Consider the following 24,467-nt stretch of genomic DNA (forward strand, 5'->3'; position numbering starts at 1 on the left):
ATTCGTTATGGGAGTAGCCGCAATCATGCGTAGCAAAACGCTCCAGCAATCGGTATTAAACGACCTGCTCCTGTGGATCGATAATAATCTGGATAAGAAACTGACCGTCAACGATCTGAGCGATATCTCTGGTTATTCCCCCTGGCATTTATTTCGACTCTTCCGCCATTATTTTGATCGTTCGCCCATGGAATATATCCGCCAGCAGCGCATGTCGCTGTGTTGCCGTTTATTGCTGACGACGCCTGGTTACCGAATCGTCGATATTTGTATGATGGTCGGTTATGACGATCTCAGTGCGTTTAATCGTACCTTCAAAAAATATCATGCGCTCACACCCACTCAGTATCGCTATCAGATCACGCGGCAAAAATAAGGAGGTCCCCCTCCTCCGCATCGCTGCGGTTGGGAATGGAAGGGGGACAGGGGATATTACAGAAGGGAAATAGCAGGATGCTATTATCGAACCCGGTCGGGATCAACGACCTTGCGCGACGGAAATCAGTATAAAAGGATATTTTGAGCTAATAATGTAGAGGGCGTGAAGATTTTGTCACGAGTTATAACCACCTCCTCCGCTCTCATCTGAAATAAAAAAACCGGGTCGTGCTGCACCCGGTTTACTCCTCATCAGGATCATCAGAAATGAGTATTAACGCTCATAAAGAAAGTCCGCCCCGACTCGTTATAGGTCTCCGCACCCGCGCCATACAGATAAGCCCCCGTCGTCGCGTTGCCGGTCGTTTGCGCATTCCCTGCCCGGTAGTGGCGAATATCAAACAGGTTATCTATCCCGCTGGTGAAGCTCAGATTTTTGTTCACATCCCAGGTCGCGCTGAGGCCGACAATGCTGTATGGGCTGACTTCGTTTAGTTCGCTGCCGCTGACCGCCTCGCCCTTATAATTAAAGCGTTTTGGTTTCTGTCGACCATACCAGGTAAAGGTGCTCTGCAGGGAGAGATCTTCACGAACCTGCCAGCTCAAAGTCGAGTTCAGGGTAAACTGCGGGATCACTGACAGCCGGTCGCCTGTCGTCTTATTCTTGCTCTGCAGCATCCATGTCAGGTTATTGCTCCAGTTAACCGTCTCCCCCACCGGAAGATTCAGCGTTCCTTCCAGGCCTTCCACTAACGCCTTTGGTACGTTTTCCCACTGATAGATATTGGTGGTGCCGTTGCTGGCGGTGCCCACCGCCGCGTACCCTGACTCAATCTTGTTGTGATAGTCGTTACGGAACCAGGTGATTCCCGCCTGATAGCCATCATGCTTGTACTCAAGACCAATCTCTTTATTAACGCTGGTCTCCGCTTTCAGGTCGCTATTCCCCATCAGATAGCAGGCGGAACTACTGGCGTAACAGCCTTGACCGTTGCTGTAGAGAATATAGTTCGGGTTCAACTGGTAGAGGTTAGGTGCCTTGTAAGCGCGGGCAATGCCCAGCTTCAGCGTCCAGTCATCCGTCAACTCCTGGGAGAGGTTCAGTGAGGGGCTCCAGTTATTGCCGACGATGCTGTGGTGATCGAAGCGCAGAGCGGGCGTCAGCATGGTACTGTCCGTTAGCGCCATATTATCTTCGGTAAACAGCGAGAAGATCTCGGCGCTGGAGTACGGGCTACGACCGGTAGCCGACACACCGTCGATAGTCCCGTAAGAGAGCGCCTGGGTTGTCGATACGCCATCTTTCATCCGCTGCTGATTCCATTCGGTGCCCAGCGTCAGATTCTGATCGACCCCCAGCGTAAACGGAATATTCACTTCGCTATGTAGCAGGACATCGGCCAGATCGATATCTGAAAACTCGCTACTGGAGAAGATCCCTTCCGTACCGCCCGCCAGCCCTTCATTCATTCGCGAGTTACGGGTATGTTCGTACTGGGCATAGCTGTTGCTGGTCACGCCATTATCCCAGCCGCCGGTCCATGTGACGCCGTAAGTTTGCCGGTAGAGACGGTTGGTCTCTTTCCCGTACATACTCTTCACCAGCGTACTGGTATTGGTGTTTTGCGTGTCGCCGGCATAGAGGTTGCCCTGGCGGCTGTAGCCAGCCTCAAACTCCAGGGCCTGCATCGGGGCGAACTCCCAGCGCAGCTTACTGTGAATATCTTTGTTCACCACCCCTTCACGTCCGGCGGGATAAGAACCGGCGTAGGAACCGGTACGTTCAGCTTCATGCCCGGCGTTAATGTCCTGAGCATCAGCCTGGGTTTTACTCAGATTACCCCAGAGATTGAAGCTGACACTGTCCGACAGCGGACCATTGAGGCTAAAGTTGGTACGTTTCGTCGCCCCTTCTTTACGGTGCTGCGGAGCATTCATATAGGTATTCCACGAACCATGCCATTCTGGCGTGGTCGGTTTGGTCACGATGTTGACGACCCCGCCCATCGCGCCATTACCATAGCGCGCCGCCGCCGGGCCGCGGATCACATCGATATGATCGATCATCTCCGCTGGCACCCAACTGGTATCGCCACGGGAGTCACGATCGCCGCGCCAGCCATACCGCACCGAGTTACGGCTGGTCACCGGTTTACCATCGACCAGCACCAGCGTATTCTCGGGCCCCATGCCACGGATATCAATTTGCCGGTTGTTGCCGCGCTGCCCGCTGGTGGAGTTGCCGGTCAGGTTTACCCCAGGTTGCGTACGAATTAACTCCGATACATCGCGGGCGGGGGGATGTTTGCGAATCTCCTCTGCGGTAATGGTCGACACGCCCGGCGCCTGCAGGTTCTGCCTGGCAGCGGTCACCACCATCGTTTCCTCGTGGTTTTCGGCCGTTGGGGTGCTCTCATCGCGCGTCGATTGTTCAGTCATATTCTCTGCCGCCTGCAGCGGCACGCTACAGGCGAGCAAAGGAATGACGATCCCCAGCGGGAAGTGAGACGTGTATTTCATAGAATATGCCCTGTTTTCTGTTGCTGTCGGGCATAACGCCTTCCCCAATTGAAAAAACAATGGGATAAAATACTCGCCTCTGCGCCTCGCCAGATTTTGGCGTAGGTCAGCCCCTTCCCGATAGTCATGGGAATAAGAAAACAGCATGAGGCATAATAAAATTAAGTGCCCTGTTTCATCATTAGAGAAAAAGCGCTGCGCGCTATTCTTTGATAGCGTAATCCAGACAGCGAATAATAAGAGTAATGTGCTGTGTTACGGTAATAAAAATGAGATTCATTATCAAGATGATAATAATCAATATCGGAGAAAAATAAAATAAACACAAATAATCAAACGGTTACAACAAAACAAATGGAGAAGCATAAAATAAAAATATCATCATTATTTTCTATTTATCATTAAAAAAACACATTTCCGCCATATTATCTCCATAGTTAAAGCAAAGATAAAAGCACATTAATAGTGAGCGATAAAATGGGAGAAAACTATTTGTCGGCATCGTTATGTTTTTTACGCCCTTGTCGTGCCCGGCTAACGACAGCCGTTCTGCTAAAATAATCACATCCCCCTGCGGAGTGTTCCTCCATGAACGCCAACTTGCTATCACGCCTGTTTATCGCCTGGCTCACCTGCCTCGCGGCGCTGTTATTCGCCCCTCTTCTGATTGCGGCGGAGGCGGAAAAAGCGCCGCCAGTCGCAACCGAAGACAATACGCTGTCGATCCACATCGACGATATGCTGCAGCCGTGGAAAGGCGATCTGCCCGGCATGACCGACCGGCGCACCATTCGGGTATTAACCACCTACAGCAAAACCTTCTTTTTTATTGATAAAGGCACCCAGCGTGGCGCAACGCACGACATCTTTATGGCGCTGGAAAAAGATCTTAATAAGCAACTGGCGAAGGATAAAAAGTTCAAACAGCGCCACCTGAAGCTACATATCGTTTTTGTGCCGGTCAGTCGGGATAATCTCTTTACCGCGCTTAATGAAGGTAAAGGCGATATTGCGGCTGCCAATCTGACCATCACGCCCTCGCGGGAAGCCCAGGTCGACTTCGCCCAGCCGCTCTACAGCAACGTGAAAGAATTACTGATCTCCGGCCCGGCATCGCCGAAGGTCGACAGCCTGGAGCAGCTCTCTGGTCAAACCGTCTTTGTTCGTCGCTCCTCCAGCTATTACGAGAGTCTGCAGGCGCTGAATGCCCGATTTGCCAGTGAGTCGCGGCCGCCGGTTATCCTGGAGGCAGCGCCGGAAGCGCTTGAGGATGAAGATCTGCTGGAAATGCTCAACGCCGGGCTGATTCCGCTGATCGTCGTCGATCAACACAAAGCCGTTTTCTGGAAACAGGTGTTTCCGAAAATTCAGGTCCATGACAACGTGGTGCTGCGCGACGGCGGCAACATTGCCTGGGCGGTACGCAAAGACAGCCCGCAGCTGCTGGCAGTGCTAAACAACTTCGTCAAAAAGAATCGTCAGGGCACCACGCTGGGTAATACCCTCCTGCTGCGTTACCTGAAAAATGCCAAATATGTCAAAAATGCCGCCGCGAGTAAGGAACGGCGCAAGTTCCTCGCCATGGTGGAAGTCTTCCGCAAATATGGCGATCGCTACGATGTCGACTGGCTGCTGATGGCGGCCCAGGGGTACCAGGAATCGCGACTGAACCAGTCGGTGCGAAGCCACGTCGGCGCCGTCGGGGTGATGCAGGTGATGCCCAGCACCGGAAAAGAGCTGAAAGTGGGCGATATTAAACAGCTGGATCCCAACATCCATGCTGGCGTGAAATACATGCGCTGGATGATAGATCGCTACTATGCTGATGAGCCCATGACCCGGCTCGATAAGGCGCTGTTTGCCTTTGCCTCCTATAACGCGGGTCCGGCGCGTATCGCCCGCCTGCGCACCATGACCAAACAGCGCGGGTTTGACCCAAACGTCTGGTTCGGTAACGTCGAAAATCTGGCAGCAGAAAAAATTGGCGCCGAGACGGTCACCTACGTCAGTAATATCTATAAGTATTACATCGCCTATCGGCTGATCGTCGATGATATGGCCCGCAAACAGAAAGCGACGGCCGCGCCGCGACAGGAGCCAGCAGAGCCAGTGAAACCGCAGCCCAGCGTGGCGACGCCGGAGACCGCTCAGGCGCCCTCTGCCTGAAACGCTCGTCGCCACAGGTTAAAACCTGTTCTGAGACGGTGGTGCAGAAATGTTGCTGAAAGTGCTGAAAGGATAAAGAAAAAGCCCCGGCGAAACCGGGGCTTTCTGTTTTTTTACTGCGCAGGCAACGCGTTTAAGGCAAGCCTTAGAACGGGATGTCGTCGTCGAAGTCCATCGGCGGTTCGTTAGAAGAAGGCGCTGCCGGGGCCTGCTGCTGCGGACGGGACTGAGCGCCGCCGCTGAACTGGTTGCCGCCCTGCGGCTGCTGAGGCTGACCCCAACCGCCCTGCTGCTGGCCGCCGCCTGCCGGTGCGCCGCCACCCTGACGGCCACCCAGCATCTGCATGGTGCCGCCAACGTTAACCACGACTTCGGTGGTGTATTTCTCCTGACCGGATTGATCGGTCCACTTGCGGGTACGCAGCTGGCCTTCGATATACACCTGCGAACCTTTGCGCAGATACTCGCCAGCGACTTCCGCCAGTTTGCCGAACAGCACAACGCGGTGCCACTCGGTCTGCTCTTTCATTTCGCCGGTCTGCTTGTCACGCCAGGATTCGGAAGTTGCCAGCGTGAAGTTGGCGACAGCGCCGCCACTTGGCATGTAGCGTACTTCCGGGTCCTGCCCCAGATTACCGACGAGAATCACCTTGTTTACGCCTCTGCTGGCCATGTTCGTGTCTCCTGAATACGTTTCTTAATAGTGTAAACGCGCGAGTGTACCATTTCCACGTAGCATTTTGATAGCTGCGAGGCTGATTCCAGAGATAGCACTCGTACAAGACATTGTTGCACACTCCCCCTGAATTTGCATTCCGATACTGTATATTCATTCAGGTTAAATTGTGTCATAATTAGCCGTTTCTGCCGTTTGTCCTTCAAGCAAACCAGGCAATCCGTGTATCTACCTACCGGGAAAGGTGAATGGATAAGATCGAAGTTCGGGGCGCCCGCACCCATAATCTCAAAAACATCAACCTCGTTATCCCGCGCGACAAACTCATTGTCGTCACCGGGCTTTCCGGGTCTGGCAAATCTTCACTCGCTTTCGACACCCTGTATGCCGAAGGCCAGCGTCGCTACGTCGAATCGCTCTCCGCCTATGCGCGACAGTTCCTGTCGCTGATGGAGAAGCCGGACGTCGACCATATCGAAGGGCTGTCGCCGGCGATTTCCATCGAACAGAAATCAACCTCTCACAACCCCCGCTCGACGGTGGGTACCATTACCGAAATTCACGACTACCTGCGTCTGCTGTACGCCCGCGTCGGTGAACCGCGCTGTCCGGATCATGATGTGCCGCTGGCGGCGCAAACCGTCAGCCAGATGGTCGATAACGTCCTCGCCCAGCCGGAAGGCCTGCGCCTGATGCTGCTGGCGCCCATTATTAAAGAGCGCAAAGGCGAGCACACCAAAACCCTGGAAAACCTCGCCAGCCAGGGCTACATCCGCGCACGGATCGACGGCGAAGTCTGCGATCTCTCGGATCCGCCGAAGCTGGAGCTGCAGAAGAAGCACACCATCGAGGTAGTGATCGACCGCTTTAAGGTGCGCGACGATCTGGCGCAGCGCCTGGCCGAGTCGTTCGAAACGGCGCTGGAGCTCTCCGGCGGTACCGCCGTCGTGGCCAATATGGATGATGAAAAAGCGGAAGAACTGCTGTTTTCCGCTAACTTCGCCTGCCCGATCTGCGGCTATAGCATGCGCGAGCTGGAGCCGCGCCTGTTCTCCTTCAACAACCCGGCGGGCGCCTGCCCGACCTGCGACGGTCTCGGCGTTCAGCAATATTTCGATCCCGACCGCGTGGTGCAGAATCCGGAGCTATCGCTGGCGGGCGGTGCTATCCGCGGCTGGGATCGCCGCAACTTCTACTACTTCCAGATGCTGAAGTCGCTGGCGGAGCACTATAAGTTTGATGTCGAAGCGCCATGGGGCACCCTCAGTGCTAATGTGCAGAAAGTCGTGCTGTACGGTTCCGGCAAAGAGAACATTGAATTCAAATACATGAACGATCGCGGCGATACTTCAGTGCGCCGCCATCCGTTCGAAGGCGTGCTGCACAACATGGAGCGTCGCTATAAAGAGACCGAATCCAGCGCCGTACGTGAAGAACTCGCGAAATTCATCAGCAACCGTCCATGCGCCAGCTGCGACGGTACGCGTCTGCGCCGCGAAGCGCGCCATGTGTTTGTAGAGAACACGCCGCTGCCGACCATTTCCGATATGAGCATCGGCCACGCGATGGACTTCTTCAACAACCTGAAGCTCTCCGGCCAGCGGGCGCAAATCGCTGAAAAAGTGCTGAAAGAGATCGGCGATCGCCTGAAGTTCCTCGTCAACGTCGGCCTGAACTACCTGACGCTTTCCCGCTCGGCAGAAACCCTCTCCGGCGGTGAAGCCCAGCGTATCCGTCTGGCGAGCCAGATTGGCGCCGGGCTGGTTGGCGTGATGTACGTGCTGGATGAGCCCTCCATTGGCCTGCACCAGCGCGATAACGAACGCCTGCTGGGTACCCTGATCCATCTGCGTAATTTAGGCAACACGGTGATCGTCGTTGAGCATGACGAAGACGCGATTCGCGCCGCCGACCATGTGATCGATATCGGCCCTGGCGCCGGGGTTCACGGCGGCCAGGTGGTGGCCGAAGGGCCACTGGACGCCATTATGGCGGTACCAGAATCCCTCACCGGGCAGTTCATGAGCGGTAAGCGCAAAATCGAAGTGCCGAAACAGCGCGTGCCCGCCAATCCGGAAAAAGTGCTGAAGCTGACCGGCGCGCGCGGCAACAACCTGAAGGATGTGACGCTGACCCTGCCGGTCGGTCTGTTTACCTGCATTACCGGCGTTTCCGGCTCGGGTAAATCGACGCTGATTAACGACACCCTGTTCCCGATTGCTCAGCGCCAGCTTAACGGCGCGACCATTGCCGAACCGGCGCCGTATCGCGATATCCAAGGGCTGGAGCACTTCGATAAAGTGATCGATATCGACCAGAGCCCGATCGGCCGTACGCCGCGCTCCAACCCGGCGACCTATACCGGGGTGTTTACGCCGGTGCGCGAGCTGTTCGCCGGGGTGCCGGAATCACGTTCACGCGGCTATACGCCGGGGCGCTTTAGTTTTAACGTCCGCGGCGGCCGTTGTGAAGCCTGCCAGGGCGACGGGGTGATCAAGGTCGAAATGCACTTCCTGCCGGATATCTACGTACCGTGCGACCAGTGCAAAGGCAAACGCTATAACCGCGAAACGCTGGAGATTAAGTACAAGGGTAAGACCATCCACGAAGTGCTGGATATGACCATTGAAGAGGCGCGTGAATTCTTTGATGCCGTACCGGCGCTGGCGCGCAAGCTGCAAACCCTGATGGACGTCGGCCTGACCTATATCCGTCTCGGCCAGTCGGCGACGACGCTGTCCGGCGGCGAGGCGCAGCGCGTGAAGCTGGCGCGCGAACTATCCAAACGCGGTACCGGCCAGACGCTGTATATCCTCGATGAGCCGACCACGGGTCTGCACTTCGCCGATATTCAGCAGTTGCTGGAAGTGCTGCATCAGCTGCGCGATCAGGGCAATACCATCGTGGTGATTGAGCATAACCTCGATGTGATTAAAACTGCCGACTGGATTGTCGATCTGGGTCCGGAAGGCGGTAGCGGCGGCGGCGAAATACTGGTCTCCGGAACGCCTGAGACCGTCGCCGAGTGCGAAGCCTCGCACACCGCGCGCTTCCTGAAACCGATGCTGAAATAATTAGCGGGATAGCTGCTGCCGGACTGGCTCCGGCAGCATTTTCACCGCCTGCTGGTAAGATGCATCGACCAGGTAGTAGATTTGCGAATCCGGCAGCGAGCCATCCAGAAAGACGGTGCTCCAGTGCGCTTTATTAAGATGCTTGCTGGGCCGGACATCGCGATGCTGCTCTCGCAGCAGCTCCGCCAGTTCCGGACTCGCTTTCAGCGCGACCGCCGGCCGCTGGTCCTCAACTTCCTTCACCATGGCAAACAGCACGTCCGAGACCTTGATCTGCGTGGCTTTCCAGTCGCTATGGACGCTCTGCTCCGCTCCCGGTTTCGCCATGCAGTACTGCAATAACTCCGAAATTGTCATCTTTTATTCCCCCATGAGCGTCGCAACGATGTGCCGCGAACCGCCGTGTATCCGATGCTCCCCCAGCCAGATGCCCTGCCAGGTTCCCAGCCTGACGCGCCCGTCCTCGACCGGCAGCATCAGCGACACGCCAAGCATCGATGATTTGATGTGCGAAGGCATATCGTCAGGACCTTCATAATCATGTTCGTACGGCGCATTGTCCGGCACGGCGTTGAGAAAATACTGCTCCATGTCATAGCGGACGGTGGGATCGCAGTTTTCGTTGAGCGTCAGGGAAGCGGAAGTATGCTGGAGCAGGAGGTGCAGCAGGCCAACCTTCACCCCGGACAGCCCGCGGATCTGGCCGAGGACCTCATCGGTGACCAGATGAAAACCGCGGGATTTTGGCCCAAGCGTCAGGGTTTGCTGATACCACATCATCGACTCCTTTTGCGAATGAATCCTTCTAAGTGTGCAGCAATACGTGAAAAGGTAAAACCTTCCACCCCTGATTTTGCATAAAAAAACGGCAGCGCTGCCGCTGCCGTTTATCGCGTTCAGGCGATCATCAGTATTCGGAATTGACGATCACTTCTTCGCCCAGCGCCCCGGCCATCGGCAGCGGCTTATAGGAGGAGTTGGCGGCCCGTAGCACGCGGATCCCACGGGCGCCGGCCTCACGGGCGGCGGTGATATCGTTATCCGAATCGCCGTAGAAAACCTTCATCTGCTTCGCCTGCAGCCACTGGGTCTTGGTGTTCTGGCCAGGCTTATCGCCGGCGAAAATCACCGGATTCATATTGGCGGCCGGAATGAGAAAATCATCCTGCAGGGTTTTAGAAACGGTTTCTGTTTTGGTCTGGCTGCGGCCGGTGACGAACCAGATGCTGTCCCCACGCTTCACATGCATCGCGATCAGCTGGCGCGCCACCTCTTTCGGCATGCTGAATTCATCCCAGCCGTTGTTCATTTTTTCCCAGAACTGCGGGTTTTTCAGGTAATCCTCACTGCCGGGAGAGAAGGTTTTTTGCCCGCGCCAGAAGCCCGGACTGGAGAAGAGGACGGTGTCATCGATATCAAAGCCGACGGCCATCGGCGGCCGCCCCAGCAGGCTGTTCTCGATTTGCGCCACCGAAACCCAGTGGATCGGCGCCTGCTCGGCCAGCTGGGCCACATTGGTGCCCACCCACAGCGGCTGTGGCGTAGAGGCGCGCGCCACAACGGCGCTGTTCAGCGTGAACAAGAGAGAAGCCGCCGCAAAGGCGAGAGTAAGTTTGCGCATATTTATCCCTAAATCTATCAATCATTATTATTTTTAATAATGTGCATGCTTAGCAACGCCCCGACCTTACCCGCCGATCGCGTGGATGAAAAGCCTTTTTCGCGTAGATGTCATAGAAAAAGAGGATGATCACAATCAGAGAGGAGGTTGCCCCTGCCCGTTGACCGGCAGCGGCAACCCACCGGGGAGCGGCTTACATCACCGCAGCAAAGGCTTTCGCCACCTGCTGAACATTACGTGAGTTTAACCCTGCCACGCACATACGACCGCTGGCAATCAGGTAGACGCCAAACTCGTCGCGCAGACGATCAACCTGCGCCGCGCTGAAGCCGGTGTAGCTGAACATCCCGCGCTGCTTAAGCAGGTAATCCACCTTGCTGCCCGGGGCAACCTGCTGCAGCGCGTCGACCAGCGCCTGACGCATGGTCAGGATATGCGCGCGCATGGCGTCCACTTCCGCCTGCCAGGTGGCTTTCAGAGCTGCATCATTCAGCACCGTCGCCACCACCTGCGCGCCAAAGCTTGGCGGGCTGGAGTAGTTGCGGCGCACGGTGGCCTTCAGCTGACCCAGCACGCGGCCTGCGGTTTCGCTGTCGTCACAGACCACTGACAGGCCGCCGACGCGCTCCCCGTACAGGGAGAAAATCTTGGAGAACGAGTTGCTGACCAGCATTGGCATCCCGGCGCTGGCGATGGCGCGAATGGCGTAAGCATCCTCTTCCAGCCCCCCGCCAAAGCCCTGGTAGGCGATGTCGAGGAAGGGGATCAGCTGACGCGCTTGTAACACCTCAACCACGCGGTCCCACTGGGCTGGCGTCAGGTCGGCGCCGGTCGGGTTGTGGCAGCAAGGGTGCAGCAGCACAATATCGCGCGCCGGCAGCGTTTGCAGCGTGGCCAGCAGGTCCTCAAAGCGCACGCCGTTGGTGGCTTTATCAAACCAGGGGTAAGTACTTACTTCGAAGCCAGCCCCTTCAAAAATGGCGATGTGGTTTTCCCAGGTCGGATCGCTGACCCAGACATGAGACTCTGGAAAATAGCGTTTGAGGAAGTCGGCCCCGACCTTCAGCGCGCCCGAACCGCCGACCGTCTGAATGGAGGCAATGCGATTTTGCTTAAGCGCGGTATGCTCTGCGCCAAACAGCAGCGGCGCAATCGCCTGACGGTAGCCGCTCAACCCTTCCATCGGCAGATACAGCGAGGCGCCATGCGGCTCGGCGTTCAGGCGCGCTTCCGCTTCCGCCACCGCCTGCAGCTGCGGAATAATACCGTCATCGTTGTAGTACAGCCCGATACTCAGGTTGACTTTGTCGCTTCGCGGATCTTCTTTGAAGCGTTCCATCAGAGAAAGAATAGGGTCGCCGGCGTAGGCGTCAACTTTTTGAAACACGCGATGTATCTCCAGGTTTACATAGGGCAGGTTCTTACACAATAAACCGGATATGACGGCAGGTCGAGAGGATGTTGAGGGGAAAATGACCGCGAAGTGGCATAAACCGCTTTTTCGCTCGCGGCTATGCCCATTGCGTACCGGATAACCATCAGGGTTATCCGGTACGGCTGGTGCTTAGTCGAGGTATTTCATGGCGACGCGGGAGGTCAGTCGCGTAATAAGTTCGTAAGCACTCACTTTCGTTATCTCGGCGATGCGCTCTACCGGGAGCCCCTCTCCCCACAGCACCACCGCGTCGCCGGCTTTATCCTGGGCCTGCGGTCCGAGGTCAACGCAGATCATATCCATCGCCACCCGGCCGACAATCGGCACTTCGCGGCCATTGACCAGCACCGGCGTGCCCGACGGCGCGGCGCGCGGATAACCGTCGCCATAGCCCATCGCCACCACGCCGAGACGGGTATCGCGTTCGCTGATCCAGGTGCCGCCGTAGCCGACGGGCTCCCCTGCTTTATGCTCGCGCACCGCAATCAGGCTGGACGTCAGGGTCATCACCGGCTGGCAGCCAAAATCTTTCCCGGTGGAGCGATCGTCCAGCGGCGACACGCCATACAGGATAATCCCGGGACGCACCCAGTCGTAATGCGATTGCGGCCACAGAAGAATGCCGCCCGAGGCGGCGATAGAGCGCAGCCCCGGCTTGCCTTCGGTAAAGGTGGTGAAGATATCCAGCTGGCGTTCGGTGGCGCCGCAGGTCGGCTCATCGGCGCGGGCGAAATGGCTCACCACGTTCACCGGCTGGCGGACGTTTTTACACTGGCTCAGACGCTGATAAAACGCCTCGGCCTCTTCCGGGCGCACCCCTAAGCGATGCATGCCGGTATCCAGCTTCATCCACACGGTTACCGGCTCGGGGAGATCGGCTTGCTCCAGCGCCGCCAGCTGTTCGGGGCTATGCACCGCCGTATGCAGGCGCTGGGCGGCGATCACCGCCAGGTCTTCCGCAGCAAAAAAGCCTTCCAGCAGGAGGATCGGCTGGGCGATGCCCCCCGCTCGCAGGCGCAGCGCCTCTTCCAGGCGGGCGACGCCAAAGGCGTCGGCGTCGGTCAGCGTTCGCGCGGTCTCGAGAAGACCGTGTCCGTAGGCGTTCGCTTTCACCACCGCAACCAGTTTGCTGGCAGGCGCCAGGTCACGTAGACGTTGCAGGTTGTGTCGCAGAGCGCGGCGGTTGATGACTACAGTTGCCGCTTGCATTTGAATTCCTTAAAAAAAGACTGACGGAGGTTTACTCATCGTCATACTGAGGGCCGGCATAATTATCGAAACGCGACCACTGGCCGTTAAAGGTCAGTCGCACGGTGCCGATCGGGCCGTTACGTTGTTTACCAATGATAATTTCCGCGATGCCTTTAAGATCGCTGTTCTCGTGATAAACCTCATCACGGTAAATGAACATGATTAAGTCGGCATCCTGTTCGATAGAGCCGGACTCACGCAGGTCGGAGTTGACCGGGCGTTTATCGGCGCGCTGTTCCAGGGAGCGGTTCAGCTGCGACAGCGCCACCACCGGCACCTGCAGCTCTTTCGCCAGCGCCTTCAGCGAGCGGGAGATTTCGGCGATCTCAAGCGTACGGTTGTCGGAGAGCGACGGCACGCGCATCAGTTGCAGGTAGTCGATCATAATCAGTCCGATGCCGCCGTGCTCGCGGGCGATACGCCGGGCGCGGGAACGCACTTCCGTCGGCGTCAGGCCGGAGGAGTCATCGATGTAGATGTTACGTTTTTCCAGCAGGATCCCCATGGTGCCGGAGATCCGCGCCCAGTCTTCATCGTCCAGTTGACCGGTACGAATGCGGGTCTGATCGACGCGCGACAGCGAGGCCAGAGAACGCATCATGATCTGTTCTGAGGGCATCTCGAGACTGAAGATTAATACCGGCTTATCCTGCAGCATTGCCGCGTTTTCCACGAGGTTCATCGCGAAGGTCGTTTTACCCATCGACGGACGGGCGGCGACGATAATCAGATCCGACGGCTGCAGGCCAGCGGTCTTTTTGTTGAGGTCGTCGTAGCCGGTATTCACCCCGGTGACACCGTCATGCGGCTGCTGGAACAGCTGTTCGATACGGGCGACGGTGGCATCGAGCACATCGGCGATGTTTTTCGGCCCTTCGTCTTTATTGGCCCGGCTTTCGGCGATTTTGAAAACCCGGGATTCGGCGAGATCGAGCAGATCTTCGCTGGTTCGCCCCTGCGGGTCGAAGCCGGCTTCGGCGATCTCGTTGGCCACCGAAATCATCTCGCGCACCACCGCGCGTTCGCGCACGATGTCAGCATAGGCGCTGATGTTCGCCGCGCTGGGCGTGTTTTTGGACAGTTCGGCCAGGTAGGCGAAGCCACCCACGCTGTCCAGCTGCCCCTGACGCTCCAGCGACTCCGCAAGGGTAATCAGATCAATCGGGCTACCTGACTCCTGCAGACGCGCCATCTCGGTAAAGATATGACGATGCGGACGAGTATAGAAATCTTCCGACACCACGCGTTCGGCGACGTCGTCCCAGCGCTCATTATCCAGCATTAAACCGCCCAACACCGACTGCTCCGCTTCAATCGAGTGCGGCGGGACTTTCAGCCCGGCGAGCTGCGGATCGCGTTCGCGGGTTTCTGTCTGTGGTTTGTTGAAGGGTTTATTTCCTGCCATAGCCTAACATTTCACCGATACGGAAAAGAGCGTGACAGTATAGCGAGAAACCCATTGCCGCTAAAGAACCGGACCAGGCAATACGTTCAGCCTCGCCTCATCCACCGACGACGGCCAGCACCAGGAACATAAGCATTATCATGCAGATAAATATAAAAAATTTTCTGCCTGCCCCTGCTTTTAACGAAAAAAATAACAGACAAATCAGGCCTGCCAGTGCCAGGCCTACCGCAATGGCCAGAATGACCAGGCCATCGTAATGAAAATTCGTCATTTACTCTCCCTGTCCGCCCGATGGCGGCTCTCTCCTTTTTCCTTCTGCGCGACCTGACCTTATGGCGGGTAAGAAAATCCGTCACCGCCGCCGCAGGCTGTTAAGCTTACTGGATAATCTCAGAACAACACAGGAGCGAACATGGCAACACGCATCGAATTTTCAAAACACGGCGGGCCGGAGGTGCTTCAGGCGGTTGAGTTCACGCCCCGCGATCCCGCAGAGCATGAAATTCAGGTCGAAAACAAAGCCATCGGCATCAACTATATCGACACCTATGTTCGTAGCGGCCTCTATCCACCGCCGTCGCTGCCGAGCGGTCTGGGCACCGAAGCGGCCGGCATCGTCAGTAAAGTCGGCCACGGGGTGACGCACATTAAGGTAGGCGATCGGGTGGTGTACGCCCAGTCGTCGCTCGGCGCCTACAGCACGGTACACAATGTGCTGGCCGACAAAGCCGCGGTTCTGCCGAATGCCATCTCTTTCGAACAGGCCGCGGCATCGTTCCTGAAAGGATTGACGGTGTGGTATCTGCTGCGCAAAACCTATGAAATTAAGCCTAATGAAGTGTTCCTGTTTCACGCGGCCGCCGGCGGCGTGGGGCTGATTGCCTGTCAGTGGGCGAAAGCGCTGGGCGCGAAACTTATCGGCACCGTCGGCAGCGCGCAGAAAGCACAGCGTGCCAAAGAGGCTGGCGCCTGGCAGGTGATTAACTATCGCGAAGAGCAAATCGTGGAGCGGCTCAAGGCGCTTACCGACGGTAAGAAAGTGGCCGTGGTCTACGACTCGGTGGGGAAAGATACCTGGGAAGCCTCTCTGGACTGCCTGCAGCGACGCGGCCTGATGGTCAGCTTTGGCAACTCCTCCGGCCCGGTGACCGGCGTCAATCTGGGGATCCTGAATCAGAAAGGTTCTCTGTATGTCACCCGACCATCTCTGCAGGGCTATATCACCAACCGGGAAGAGCTGGCGGAAGCCTGCAGTGAACTGTTTTCGCTGATCGCCAGTGGGGTAATTAAAGTGGACGTGCCCGAGAGTCAGACCTATCCGCTGACCGAGGCCCGTCGGGCGCATGAAGTTCTGGAAAGCCGGGTAACTCAGGGGTCGAGTCTGCTGCTGCCGTAAGCGGACAGAGGGACAAAAGTTTAGGGCTTCCACCTGGGAAGCCCTTACTTTTTTTTAGTTCGGCTGTATGTAGGGTACAGCGCGATGAATTCGTTAACGCGCTAATAGTGACAGATTTGCTCAGTAATGCCTACGCGGTTGTCTGCAAAATTGTTCAGGTTGTGACAGACCCCTCAATACCTTAGTAACGCCAGCGGTTATTGTCGCGAAAAGCGTTTCCGTTCGGGGATTTCAGCGCCCGAATAATCCACACCACCACCACGGCCAGCAGCAACCACGGCAGTAATTTGATCATCAAGGCAAACAAGCCGCCGACGAACATCAGCGCGGTAGCGACCACGATAGCCGCGATAATCCCCAGCAGCGATACGCCGGTCACCAACAGCATGACAAAAAATCCAATGACAAATAGCAGTTCCAGCATGGTTCTCTCCCCAACGAATGAATACTTCACTCTGCAGGTATTACAAAAAGCATGCCAAACATAAGCCTTTGACTTTAAAAGAAAATGCCCCGCGTCAGTGCGCGGGGCGTGGTCAATTTCACCAGGTTTTCGTCAGAAATTAACGTTTATCGGCCACCAGCTTCAGAGCATGCTCCAGCACCGCAATATCGGCGCCGGCTTTATGCGCGTTCTCGCTCAGGTAGCGACGCCACTGGCGAGCGCCGGGGATCCCCTGAAACAGCCCCAGCATATGGCGGGTGATATGGCCCAGATAGGTGCCATTGCTGAGCTCACGCTCAATATACGGGTACATGGCTCGCACCACCGCCACCGGATCGGCATCCGCGCCTGCGATGCCGAAAATTTCGCGGTCGACCGAGGCCAGAATGCCCGGGTTCTGATAGGCCTCACGCCCGACCATTACCCCATCCATATGTTCAAGCTGCAGTCTGGCTTCGTCCAGCGATTTGATCCCGCCGTTGATCGCCATCGTCAGGTGGGGGAAGTCGCGCTTCAGCTGCCAGACGCGGGGGTAATCCAGCGGCGGGATCTCGCGGTTCTCTTTTGGGCTCAGGCCGGAGAGCCAGGCTTTGCGGGCGTGAATAATAAACATCTCACACTCGCCCTTGCCGGAGACCGTCTCAATGAAATCGCACAGAAACTCATAGCTATCCTGATCGTCGATCCCGATACGGGTTTTCACCGTGACCGGAATCGACACCACATCGCGCATCGCCTTAATACAGTCGGCCACCAGTGGCGCATTGCCCATCAGGCAGGCGCCAAACATCCCGTTCTGCACGCGATCGGAGGGGCAACCGACGTTGAGATTGATCTCATCGTAGCCGCGCGCTTCGGCCAGCTTCGCGCACTGCGCCAGGGCCTGCGGATCGCTGCCGCCGAGCTGCAGAGCAACCGGGTGCTCTTCTTCGCTATAGGCCAGATAGTCACCTTTGCCGTGAATAATCGCCCCGGTGGTCACCATTTCGGTATACAGCAGCGTATGCCGCGACAGCAGCCGCAGGAAATAGCGGCAGTGTCGGTCAGTCCAGTCGAGCATCGGCGCGATGGAGAAGCGGTGAGCAGGGAAAGCAGGTGACGTTGATTCAGGCATCATGGCGAATAAATAAGCATCCGGGTAAAAAGGGGCGCTACTATAGCATAAAGATAAACCACTGGCGCATAGTGCGGCGAGCGTCACCCCTCCCCCAGGTCGATTACTTTTTCCGCGGTTTGCCGTCGTGTGGACCAAAGAACTGCGGCGGATGGTCAACCCAGCGATCCTGGCGCGTCGCGGCATAGCCGGGATTAAGCGGGTAATAGATGCGATTGTATTTTTTGTTGGACTCACCCACCACCAGCAGACGAACCTCCTGCTCGGTGTTATTGAGAAAAGTGTGGCAGATGCAGGTACCCGCGGGAAAACCCACGCTGTCGCCCGGCTCCAGCTTCCAGAGATAGCCGTTTATCCATACCTCCGGATAGCCCTCCAGCACATAGATGAACTCTTCCTCATCGCTCTCGGCGTGCGGGTAAGAGGTGCGCCGTCCCGGAGGCAGTCGCTCGTGATGTATCCCCAGCCGGTTGAGCCGTAAACCGCGCCCCAGCGGCGCGCCAATCGAAAAACGCTCCGGGCTGTCGGGATAAGTGGCATCGTCGGGCCCTTCCAGTTCGCGCCAGTGGCGAATGCAATCAGGTCGTTTCATCGTTTTCTCCCGAAAATGAGACACTTCAGATATAGCATACCCTGGGTCAGGCGTGTTGCGATTAAATCGGGCAGGACGGTTTTAGCGATCGACTAAGGCGTGGTCTGTACGAAAGTCAGCGGCCAGCACCCGGAGCTGGCGCAGGTACCGACAATCTGAAGTATGACCCGTATCACCCGCCGGCTCTCGGTGTTTTCTGAGGAACGTGATAAAGTAACAGATTCAAATTCACGCAACCCGAGGATGCTCATGGATAAGACCCCTTCGCAAGAGATGTTAGCGCATGCTGAAAAGCTATGTGCGCAGCGCGGCGTACGCCTGACCCCACAGCGTCTGGAGGTGTTGCGCCTGATGAGCCTGCAACAAGGGGCGATCAGCGCCTACGACCTGCTGGATCTCCTGCGTGACAAAGAGCCGCAGGCTAAACCACCGACGGTTTACCGCGCGCTGGAGTTTTTACTCGAGCAGGGTTTTGTTCATAAGGTGGAGTCAACCAACAGCTATGTGCTGTGCCATCTCTTTGACCAGCCGACCCATAGCTCAGCCATGTTTATCTGTGACCGCTGTGGCGTGGTGAAGGAAGAAGCGGCGGAAGGGGTGGAAGATATCATGCATACGTTAGCGGCCAGAATGGGCTTTGCCCTGCGCCATAACGTGATTGAAGCCCACGGCCTTTGTGCAGACTGCGTGGAAGTCGAAGCCTGCAGCACACCGGGACACTGCCAGCACGACCATACCATTCAGCTGAAAAAGAAAGCCCGCTGAGCGTCAGCCGCAGCGGGAAACAGGGTTAACGGCGCGTCCTTACGCCATTCAGACAGGCACTAACACAAATGCTTTATTCTTTGAGCCACGGAACGCTACCAGCGGTAGTCGTTCTTATGCTCCCAGTCTGAGACTTCTTTCTCAGCCTGATCCTTCGCATAGCCGTACCGTTCCTGAATTTTACCGACCAGTTGATCGCGCTTACCTTCGATCACGGTCATATCATCATCGGTAAGTTTGCCCCACTGTTCCTTGGCTTTACCTTTCAACTGTTTCCAGTTACCGCCGATTTCGTCTTTATTCATGATAACGTCCTCATCATTCGGTGGGTTTACAGCCCGTTTTGTACCGGACATGGTATTAACTATAGATGAGAATGCTGGTACCGATTCGTTATTCGGAATTTTTAACCATCATACCGATGGATAAGGCTGAAGAGATTTTCCCGGCTTGCGCTGCGCCGGGCTACTGAGTTGCCCCGGTAAGCGGTGCGCAACCGTGGAAATTCATGGATGGCCGTGATGAACGGCACTGACTAGCTAAACCAGGTGCCGTGTCGCCAGTGGCGACGCCAGATCAGCGCCAGCGACAGGCCGCGCAGGGCGAGGAACACCGCCAGCGCCAGCCACAGTCCGTGGTTGCCAAGTACCGGGACCGAAAGCAGCGTCACGGCAAACCCCACCGCGGCGACCGCCATGCTGTTCCGCATCTCCGCGCCGCGCGTCGCGCCGATGAACATGCCGTCCAGCAGGTAGCACCAGACGCCCACCACCGGCAGGATGGTCTGCCAGATCAGATAGCGATCGGCCAGCTGCTGCAGGGAAGGCAGCGAGGTTAACAACGCGATGATGTACTCCCCCGCCAGGCTGTAAATCAGGGCAAACGCCAGCGCCACCATGCCAGACTGGCGGCAGGCCGCCCGCCAGACTTCAAGAAGCTGGCTGCCGTCGCGCGCGCCGTAGGCCTGGCCGGAGTGGGCCTCCACGGCATAGGCAAAGCCATCCAGCGCATAGGCGGTAAAGGTCAGCATGGTCATCAGTACCGCATTGACCGCCACAATGTCGCTGCCCAGACGCGCGCCGTACACGGTCAGCGCGCCAAAGCACAGCTGCAGCAGCAGGGAACGCAGCATGATGTCCCGATTCAACGCCAGCAAACGGCGCAGATCCCCGCGCCAGGCGTTTTTCAACATGCTCAGCGACACGCCGCGCAGCGTCAGCACCCGCTTCGCCATCATCAGGCCGATAATCAAGGTCGCGTACTCCGCGGTAACCGTGGCCAGCGCCGCCCCCTGGACGTTCATCCGCAGGCCCATCACCAGCCACAGGTCGAGTACAATATTCAACAGATTGCCGACCACCAGCAGAATCACCGGCGCCCTGGCATACTGGACGCCCAGCAGCCAGCCGAGCAGCACCAGGTTGGCCAGCGAAGCGGGGGCGCTGAGCCAGCGAATTTCAAGGAACCGCCTCGCCTGCTCAAGCACCGCCTCACTGCCGCCGACAATATGCAGAGCGAGATTAATCAGCGGCAGGCGAAACAGGATGATGAGAGCCCCAGCGCCCAGCGCCAGGGCCAGCGGCTGCACCAGCGCGCGCGCAAGACGCAGCGGATCTTTGGCACCCCAGGCCTGAGCGGTGAGCCCGGTGGTGCTCATGCGCAAAAACAGCAGCAACATGAAGAGAAAACTGGTGGCCGTCGCCCCGACCGCGACGCCGCCGAGGTATACCGGGCTGTCAAGGTGGCCGATCACCGCCGTATCTACCAGCCCCAGCAGCGGGACGGTGATGTTGGAGAAGATCATCGGGATAGCAAGGCGCCACAGCGCTTTATCGGCAGCGTTGAGCAGCATGATGGGGGACCTGATTGAGGAAAAACGTCGCAGCGTCATGCATCAGATGACGCTGCGCAGGGGCAGGCGCTACAGCCATTCTCCGTTACGGATCACGCCAACGGCCAGACCCTCAATGGTAAAACTCTGCTGGCGCAGATCGACAACGATAGGGGAAAACTCGCTGTTTTCCGGCAACAGCTCGACGACGTTGCCCTGCTTTTTCAGGCGCTTCACCGTCACTTCGTCGTCAATGCGCGCCACGACCACCTGGCCGTTACGCACGTCCTGGGTTTTGTGTACCGCCAGCAGATCGCCATCAAGGATACCGATGTCTTTCATCGACATGCCGCTGACGCGCAGCAGGAAATCCGCGTTGGGTTTAAACATCGACGGGTCGACCTGATAGTGGCCCTCAATGTGCTGCTGCGCCAGCAGCGGCTCGCCAGCGGCGACGCGGCCGATCAGCGGCAGGCCGTGTTCTTCTTCCGTCAGCAGGCGGATACCGCGAGATGCGCCGGAGACGATCTCGATCGCGCCTTTACGCGCCAGCGCTTTCAGGTGTTCTTCCGCCGCGTTTGGGGAACGGAACCCCAAGCGCTGAGCAATTTCCGCACGCGTCGGCGGCATGCCCGTCTGGCTGATATGATCCCGAATGAGATCAAACACCTCTTGCTGCCTGGTCGTTAACGCTTTCATTCCGCCCCCTGGGTGTATATACAGTTATGCTGTGAGTATATACAGCTAACGGTGATTTTGGAACCACATGGCACACAAAAATCGGTAGATTGTTTATATTTTGCGAGGCTTAGCGAAGAACGTTAGTGGTAATGGCTCCACAGCAGCGTTCCCCAGGTGATCAGCGCGATGATAATCGCCAGCAGGACCGCCGCCGACCCCATGTCTTTGGCGCGCCCTGAAAGCTCATGATAATCCGAGCCTATACGGTCCACGACCGCCTCAATCGCGCTGTTGAGAATTTCGACTATCATCACTAGCAGGACCGACCCAATCAGCAATACGCGGGTGATGGCGTCGACGTCCAGCCAGCAGGCTATCGCGACGGCCACGATGGCGGCGACGCCTTCCTGACGAAACGCGGCCTCGTTGATCCACGCCGCGCGAAATCCTTTCCAGGAGTAACCTGCCGCCTTAATGATTCGGGTTAACCCGGTGGTATTATTGGCCATCACAAAACCTTTTTACGTAAATGACGTCGATGAGTGTACGCGTTTGCCGCGTGGTAACGGAAATTTTGCCCACTTTCTGTTATTCTTGCCGCGCATTTGCATGATTAACCAGAGGCTTCACATCGTTTATGTCCGGCTGGCAACGAATTTACTATAAATTACTGAATTTACCATTACGGGTGCTGGTAAAAAGCAAGTCTATTCCGGCAGAGCCTGCTCAGGAATTAGGACTCGATACCTCGCGTCCGGTCATGTACGTCCTGCCCTATAATTCCAAGGCGGACCTGCTGACGCTGCGCGCCCAATGCCTGGCGCATGATTTACCCGATCCGCTTGAACCGCTGGAGATCGACGGCGCGCTGCTGCCGCGTTACGTATTCATCCACGGTGGGCCGCGCGTATTTACCTATTACACGCCAAAAGAAGAGTCCATCAAGCTGTTCCACGACTACCTCGATCTGCACCGCAACCATCCGGACCTCGATGTGCAAATGGTGCCGGTCTCGGTGATGTTCGGCCGCTCGCCGGGTCGTGAGAAAGGAGAAGTCAATCCACCGCTGCGGATGCTTAACGGTATCCAGAAATTTTTCGCCGTCTCCTGGCTTGGCCGCGACAGCTTTGTGCGCTTTTCGCCTTCCGTGTCGCTGCGCCGCATGGCGGATGAACACGGCACCGATAAGATCATCGCCCAGAAGCTGGCTCGCGTCGCCCGGATGCACTTTGCCCGCCAGCGCCTGGCCGCCGTCGGCCCGCGTCTGCCGGCCCGCCAGGATCTGTTTAATAAACTGCTGGCCTCGAAAGCGATTGCCCGCGCGGTGGAAGACGAAGCGCGCAGCAAGAAAATTTCTCACGAGAAGGCTCAGCAGAACGCTATCGCGCTGATGGAAGAGATTGCCGCGAACTTCTCGTACGAGATGATCCGCCTGACCGACCGCATTCTCGGCTTCACCTGGAACCGCCTGTACCAGGGGATCAACGTGCATAACGCCGAGCGCGTGCGTCAGCTGGCTCACGACGGCCATGAGATTGTCTATGTCCCCTGCCACCGCAGCCACATGGACTATCTGCTGCTCTCCTACGTTCTGTATCATCAGGGCCTGGTGCCACCGCATATCGCGGCGGGCATCAACCTCAACTTCTGGCCAGCCGGGCCAATCTTCCGCCGCCTGGGCGCGTTCTTTATTCGCCGCACCTTTAAGGGCAACAAGCTCTATTCCACGGTGTTCCGCGAATATCTTGGCGAACTGTTCAGCCGCGGCTATTCCGTCGAGTATTTCGTCGAAGGCGGCCGCTCCCGTACCGGCCGTCTGCTCGATCCGAAGACCGGTACGCTGTCGATGACCATCCAGGCGATGCTGCGTGGCGGTACCCGGCCTATCACTCTGGTGCCTATCTACATCGGCTATGAGCACGTGATGGAAGTAGGAACCTACGCCAAAGAGCTGCGCGGCGCCACTAAAGAGAAAGAGAGCCTGCCGCAGATGGTGCGCGGCTTGAGTAAGCTGCGCAATCTTGGCCAGGGCTATGTCAACTTCGGCGAACCGTTGCCGCTGATGACCTACCTCAACCACCATGTGCCGGAGTGGCGGGAAGCCATCGACCCAATCGAAGCCATCCGCCCTTCCTGGCTGACGCCAACGGTGAATAACATCGCCGCAGACCTGATGGTGCGCATCAACAACGCCGGCGCGGCCAACGCCATGAACCTGTGCTGCACGGCGCTGCTGGCCTCGCGCCAGCGTTCGCTCACCCGTGAGCAACTGACCCAACAGCTGGAGTGCTACCTCGCACTGCTGCGCAATGTGCCCTATTCGCCAGATGCGACCGCCCCTTCCGCTTCGGCCAGCGAGCTTATCGACCATGCGCTGCAGATGAACAAGTTCGAAGTGGAGAAGGACACCATCGGCGATATCATCATCCTGCCGCGCGAGCAGGCGGTGCTGATGACCTACTATCGCAACAACATCGCCCATATGCTGGTGATTCCGTCGCTGTTAGCCGCCCTGGTGACTCAGCATCGTCAACTCAGCCGCACCGAAGTGCTGCGCCATGTCGAAACGCTGTATCCGTTCCTCAAGGCCGAGCTGTTCCTGCGCTGGGAGAAAGCAGAGCTGGCCGGGGTGGTGGATGCGTTGATTGCCGAGATGCTGCGTCAGGAGCTGATCGTCGTCGATGGCGATGTGATGAGCCTCAATCCGTCGCACTCTCGCTCCCTGCAACTGCTGGCCGCTGGCGCGCGCGAGACGCTGCAGCGCTATGCCATTACCTTCTGGCTGCTGAGCGCCAACCCGTCGATCAACCGCAGTTCGCTGGAAAAAGAGAGTCGTACCGTGGCCCAGCGTCTGTCGGTGCTGCATGGCATTAACGCGCCGGAATTCTTCGACAAAGCGGTGTTCAGTACTCTGGTGCTGACCCTGCGCGACGAAGGCTACATTAGCGACACCGGCGATGCCGAGCCGGAAGAGACGCTGAAGGTTTATCGGATGCTGGCGGAATTGATTACGTCGGATGTGCGGCTGACGATTGAAAGCGTCACGCAGGACGACGCGTAACGCGGAGTTTTCTGCCCTCGCTTCCCCCCGGTATGCCGGGGGGAAGCGGACAG

22 protein-coding genes are annotated in these 24,467 nt (G+C 57.3%); 6 read left to right on the plus strand and 16 right to left on the minus strand.

Translation table 11 applies throughout. From position 1 onward, the window contains the following. The first annotated feature begins 7 nt into the window (after positions 1 to 7). Positions 8 to 376 (plus strand): helix-turn-helix transcriptional regulator, encoded by a 369-nt coding sequence (locus tag CWM54_RS22195; protein ID WP_100698509.1) that lies wholly within the window; start codon positions 8 to 10, stop codon positions 374 to 376. A gap of 263 nt (positions 377 to 639) precedes the next feature. On the opposite strand, the gene CWM54_RS22200 is transcribed toward CWM54_RS22195, so the two are convergent. Then, positions 640 to 2,898, minus strand: coding sequence for a TonB-dependent siderophore receptor (locus tag CWM54_RS22200; RefSeq protein ID WP_133123767.1), 2,259 nt, complete (start codon positions 2,896 to 2,898; stop codon positions 640 to 642). Positions 2,899 to 3,486: 588 nt separating this feature from the next. Here CWM54_RS22200 and CWM54_RS22205 point away from each other — a divergent pair. Then, positions 3,487 to 5,064 (plus strand): lytic transglycosylase F, encoded by a 1,578-nt coding sequence (locus CWM54_RS22205; protein ID WP_100698511.1) that lies wholly within the window; start codon positions 3,487 to 3,489, stop codon positions 5,062 to 5,064. A gap of 145 nt (positions 5,065 to 5,209) precedes the next feature. On the opposite strand, the gene ssb1 is transcribed toward CWM54_RS22205, so the two are convergent. Beyond that, positions 5,210 to 5,737, minus strand: a complete 528-nt coding sequence (gene ssb1 / locus CWM54_RS22210; RefSeq protein WP_008807292.1) for a single-stranded DNA-binding protein SSB1 — start codon at positions 5,735 to 5,737, stop codon at positions 5,210 to 5,212. A 251-nt stretch (positions 5,738 to 5,988) separates the two neighbouring features. On the opposite strand from ssb1, the gene uvrA reads away from it, so the two are divergent. Next, complete coding sequence (uvrA, locus tag CWM54_RS22220; protein ID WP_061156118.1) at positions 5,989 to 8,814, plus strand: excinuclease ABC subunit UvrA; 2,826 nt, start codon at positions 5,989 to 5,991, stop codon at positions 8,812 to 8,814. Here the strand turns inward: uvrA and CWM54_RS22225 are convergent, their stop codons facing one another. From CWM54_RS22225 to CWM54_RS28815, 7 genes are all read right to left on the minus strand, one after another. Further along, the gene (locus CWM54_RS22225; protein ID WP_061156119.1) at positions 8,815 to 9,171 is read right to left on the minus strand and encodes an MmcQ/YjbR family DNA-binding protein; all 357 of its coding nucleotides are present in this window, start codon (positions 9,169 to 9,171) and stop codon (positions 8,815 to 8,817) included. Between the two features lie 3 nt (positions 9,172 to 9,174). Continuing rightward, positions 9,175 to 9,591, minus strand: a complete 417-nt coding sequence (locus CWM54_RS22230) for a secondary thiamine-phosphate synthase enzyme YjbQ (RefSeq protein ID WP_008807295.1) — start codon at positions 9,589 to 9,591, stop codon at positions 9,175 to 9,177. Positions 9,592 to 9,721: 130 nt separating this feature from the next. Next, the gene (gene aphA / locus CWM54_RS22235; protein WP_100681900.1) at positions 9,722 to 10,435 is read right to left on the minus strand and encodes an acid phosphatase AphA; all 714 of its coding nucleotides are present in this window, start codon (positions 10,433 to 10,435) and stop codon (positions 9,722 to 9,724) included. Between the two features lie 193 nt (positions 10,436 to 10,628). After that, a complete protein-coding gene (gene tyrB / locus CWM54_RS22240) occupies positions 10,629 to 11,822 on the minus strand; it encodes an aromatic amino acid transaminase (protein WP_061156120.1) in 1,194 nt (397 codons plus the stop codon). A 177-nt stretch (positions 11,823 to 11,999) separates the two neighbouring features. Further along, a complete protein-coding gene (gene alr / locus CWM54_RS22245; RefSeq protein WP_008807298.1) occupies positions 12,000 to 13,079 on the minus strand; it encodes an alanine racemase in 1,080 nt (359 codons plus the stop codon). A 31-nt stretch (positions 13,080 to 13,110) separates the two neighbouring features. Then, positions 13,111 to 14,526: a replicative DNA helicase gene (dnaB, locus tag CWM54_RS22250; RefSeq protein ID WP_008807299.1), complete on the minus strand. Its 1,416-nt coding sequence runs from the start codon at positions 14,524 to 14,526 to the stop codon at positions 13,111 to 13,113. 97 nt (positions 14,527 to 14,623) lie between these two features. Then, complete coding sequence (locus tag CWM54_RS28815; RefSeq protein ID WP_162678168.1) at positions 14,624 to 14,800, minus strand: hypothetical protein; 177 nt, start codon at positions 14,798 to 14,800, stop codon at positions 14,624 to 14,626. Between the two features lie 141 nt (positions 14,801 to 14,941). Between CWM54_RS28815 and CWM54_RS22255 the strand changes: the two genes are divergently transcribed. Next, positions 14,942 to 15,925: a quinone oxidoreductase gene (locus CWM54_RS22255; RefSeq protein WP_061156122.1), complete on the plus strand. Its 984-nt coding sequence runs from the start codon at positions 14,942 to 14,944 to the stop codon at positions 15,923 to 15,925. Positions 15,926 to 16,106: 181 nt separating this feature from the next. On the opposite strand, the gene pspG is transcribed toward CWM54_RS22255, so the two are convergent. The 3 genes from pspG to CWM54_RS22270 form a co-directional block, all read right to left on the minus strand. Then, on the minus strand, positions 16,107 to 16,349 hold the full coding sequence (pspG, locus tag CWM54_RS22260) for an envelope stress response protein PspG (protein WP_012543188.1): 243 nt from the start codon (positions 16,347 to 16,349) through the stop codon (positions 16,107 to 16,109). A gap of 139 nt (positions 16,350 to 16,488) precedes the next feature. Then, entirely contained in the window at positions 16,489 to 17,487 is a 999-nt protein-coding gene (gene dusA, locus CWM54_RS22265; RefSeq protein WP_100681899.1) for a tRNA dihydrouridine(20/20a) synthase DusA, read from the minus strand. Between the two features lie 100 nt (positions 17,488 to 17,587). Further along, positions 17,588 to 18,076 (minus strand): cupin domain-containing protein, encoded by a 489-nt coding sequence (locus CWM54_RS22270; protein WP_100698513.1) that lies wholly within the window; start codon positions 18,074 to 18,076, stop codon positions 17,588 to 17,590. 249 nt (positions 18,077 to 18,325) lie between these two features. Here CWM54_RS22270 and zur point away from each other — a divergent pair, with 249 nt between their 5' ends. Beyond that, positions 18,326 to 18,841, plus strand: coding sequence for a zinc uptake transcriptional repressor Zur (gene zur / locus CWM54_RS22275; protein WP_061156124.1), 516 nt, complete (start codon positions 18,326 to 18,328; stop codon positions 18,839 to 18,841). Between the two features lie 95 nt (positions 18,842 to 18,936). Here the strand turns inward: zur and CWM54_RS22280 are convergent, their stop codons facing one another. The 4 genes from CWM54_RS22280 to CWM54_RS22295 form a co-directional block, all read right to left on the minus strand. Next, on the minus strand, positions 18,937 to 19,146 hold the full coding sequence (locus CWM54_RS22280) for a CsbD family protein (RefSeq protein WP_004206293.1): 210 nt from the start codon (positions 19,144 to 19,146) through the stop codon (positions 18,937 to 18,939). A gap of 230 nt (positions 19,147 to 19,376) precedes the next feature. Beyond that, positions 19,377 to 20,693: an MATE family efflux transporter DinF gene (gene dinF, locus CWM54_RS22285; RefSeq protein ID WP_100681898.1), complete on the minus strand. Its 1,317-nt coding sequence runs from the start codon at positions 20,691 to 20,693 to the stop codon at positions 19,377 to 19,379. 69 nt (positions 20,694 to 20,762) lie between these two features. Continuing rightward, on the minus strand, positions 20,763 to 21,371 hold the full coding sequence (lexA, locus tag CWM54_RS22290; RefSeq protein WP_016160103.1) for a transcriptional repressor LexA: 609 nt from the start codon (positions 21,369 to 21,371) through the stop codon (positions 20,763 to 20,765). A gap of 122 nt (positions 21,372 to 21,493) precedes the next feature. Continuing rightward, the gene (locus CWM54_RS22295) at positions 21,494 to 21,862 is read right to left on the minus strand and encodes a diacylglycerol kinase (protein ID WP_004206290.1); all 369 of its coding nucleotides are present in this window, start codon (positions 21,860 to 21,862) and stop codon (positions 21,494 to 21,496) included. Positions 21,863 to 21,990: 128 nt separating this feature from the next. Here CWM54_RS22295 and plsB point away from each other — a divergent pair, with 128 nt between their 5' ends. After that, positions 21,991 to 24,414 (plus strand): glycerol-3-phosphate 1-O-acyltransferase PlsB, encoded by a 2,424-nt coding sequence (gene plsB / locus CWM54_RS22300; RefSeq protein ID WP_074387358.1) that lies wholly within the window; start codon positions 21,991 to 21,993, stop codon positions 24,412 to 24,414. Positions 24,415 to 24,467: the final 53 nt, after the last annotated feature.

The sequence above is a fragment of the Klebsiella sp. D-Nf1 genome (assembly GCF_002810515.1).
Lineage (GTDB): Bacteria > Pseudomonadota > Gammaproteobacteria > Enterobacterales > Enterobacteriaceae > Klebsiella > Klebsiella variicola.

Coding starts and splice junctions, on each gene's coding strand:
- zur (WP_061156124.1), top strand. CDS start 18,326: ATGGATAAGACCCCTTCGCAAGAGATGTTAGCGCATGCTGAAAAGCTA.
- dinF (WP_100681898.1), bottom strand. CDS start 20,693: ATGCTGCTCAACGCTGCCGATAAAGCGCTGTGGCGCCTTGCTATCCCG.
- uvrA (WP_061156118.1), top strand. CDS start 5,989: ATGGATAAGATCGAAGTTCGGGGCGCCCGCACCCATAATCTCAAAAAC.
- CWM54_RS22295 (WP_004206290.1), bottom strand. CDS start 21,862: ATGGCCAATAATACCACCGGGTTAACCCGAATCATTAAGGCGGCAGGT.
- alr (WP_008807298.1), bottom strand. CDS start 13,079: ATGCAAGCGGCAACTGTAGTCATCAACCGCCGCGCTCTGCGACACAAC.
- dnaB (WP_008807299.1), bottom strand. CDS start 14,526: ATGGCAGGAAATAAACCCTTCAACAAACCACAGACAGAAACCCGCGAA.
- CWM54_RS22230 (WP_008807295.1), bottom strand. CDS start 9,591: ATGTGGTATCAGCAAACCCTGACGCTTGGGCCAAAATCCCGCGGTTTT.
- CWM54_RS22195 (WP_100698509.1), top strand. CDS start 8: ATGGGAGTAGCCGCAATCATGCGTAGCAAAACGCTCCAGCAATCGGTA.
- pspG (WP_012543188.1), bottom strand. CDS start 16,349: ATGCTGGAACTGCTATTTGTCATTGGATTTTTTGTCATGCTGTTGGTG.
- CWM54_RS22200 (WP_133123767.1), bottom strand. CDS start 2,898: ATGAAATACACGTCTCACTTCCCGCTGGGGATCGTCATTCCTTTGCTC.
- CWM54_RS28815 (WP_162678168.1), bottom strand. CDS start 14,800: ATGACGAATTTTCATTACGATGGCCTGGTCATTCTGGCCATTGCGGTA.
- dusA (WP_100681899.1), bottom strand. CDS start 17,487: ATGATGCCTGAATCAACGTCACCTGCTTTCCCTGCTCACCGCTTCTCC.
- plsB (WP_074387358.1), top strand. CDS start 21,991: ATGTCCGGCTGGCAACGAATTTACTATAAATTACTGAATTTACCATTA.
- aphA (WP_100681900.1), bottom strand. CDS start 10,435: ATGCGCAAACTTACTCTCGCCTTTGCGGCGGCTTCTCTCTTGTTCACG.
- CWM54_RS22280 (WP_004206293.1), bottom strand. CDS start 19,146: ATGAATAAAGACGAAATCGGCGGTAACTGGAAACAGTTGAAAGGTAAA.
- CWM54_RS22225 (WP_061156119.1), bottom strand. CDS start 9,171: ATGACAATTTCGGAGTTATTGCAGTACTGCATGGCGAAACCGGGAGCG.
- ssb1 (WP_008807292.1), bottom strand. CDS start 5,737: ATGGCCAGCAGAGGCGTAAACAAGGTGATTCTCGTCGGTAATCTGGGG.
- CWM54_RS22205 (WP_100698511.1), top strand. CDS start 3,487: ATGAACGCCAACTTGCTATCACGCCTGTTTATCGCCTGGCTCACCTGC.
- lexA (WP_016160103.1), bottom strand. CDS start 21,371: ATGAAAGCGTTAACGACCAGGCAGCAAGAGGTGTTTGATCTCATTCGG.
- CWM54_RS22255 (WP_061156122.1), top strand. CDS start 14,942: ATGGCAACACGCATCGAATTTTCAAAACACGGCGGGCCGGAGGTGCTT.
- CWM54_RS22270 (WP_100698513.1), bottom strand. CDS start 18,076: ATGAAACGACCTGATTGCATTCGCCACTGGCGCGAACTGGAAGGGCCC.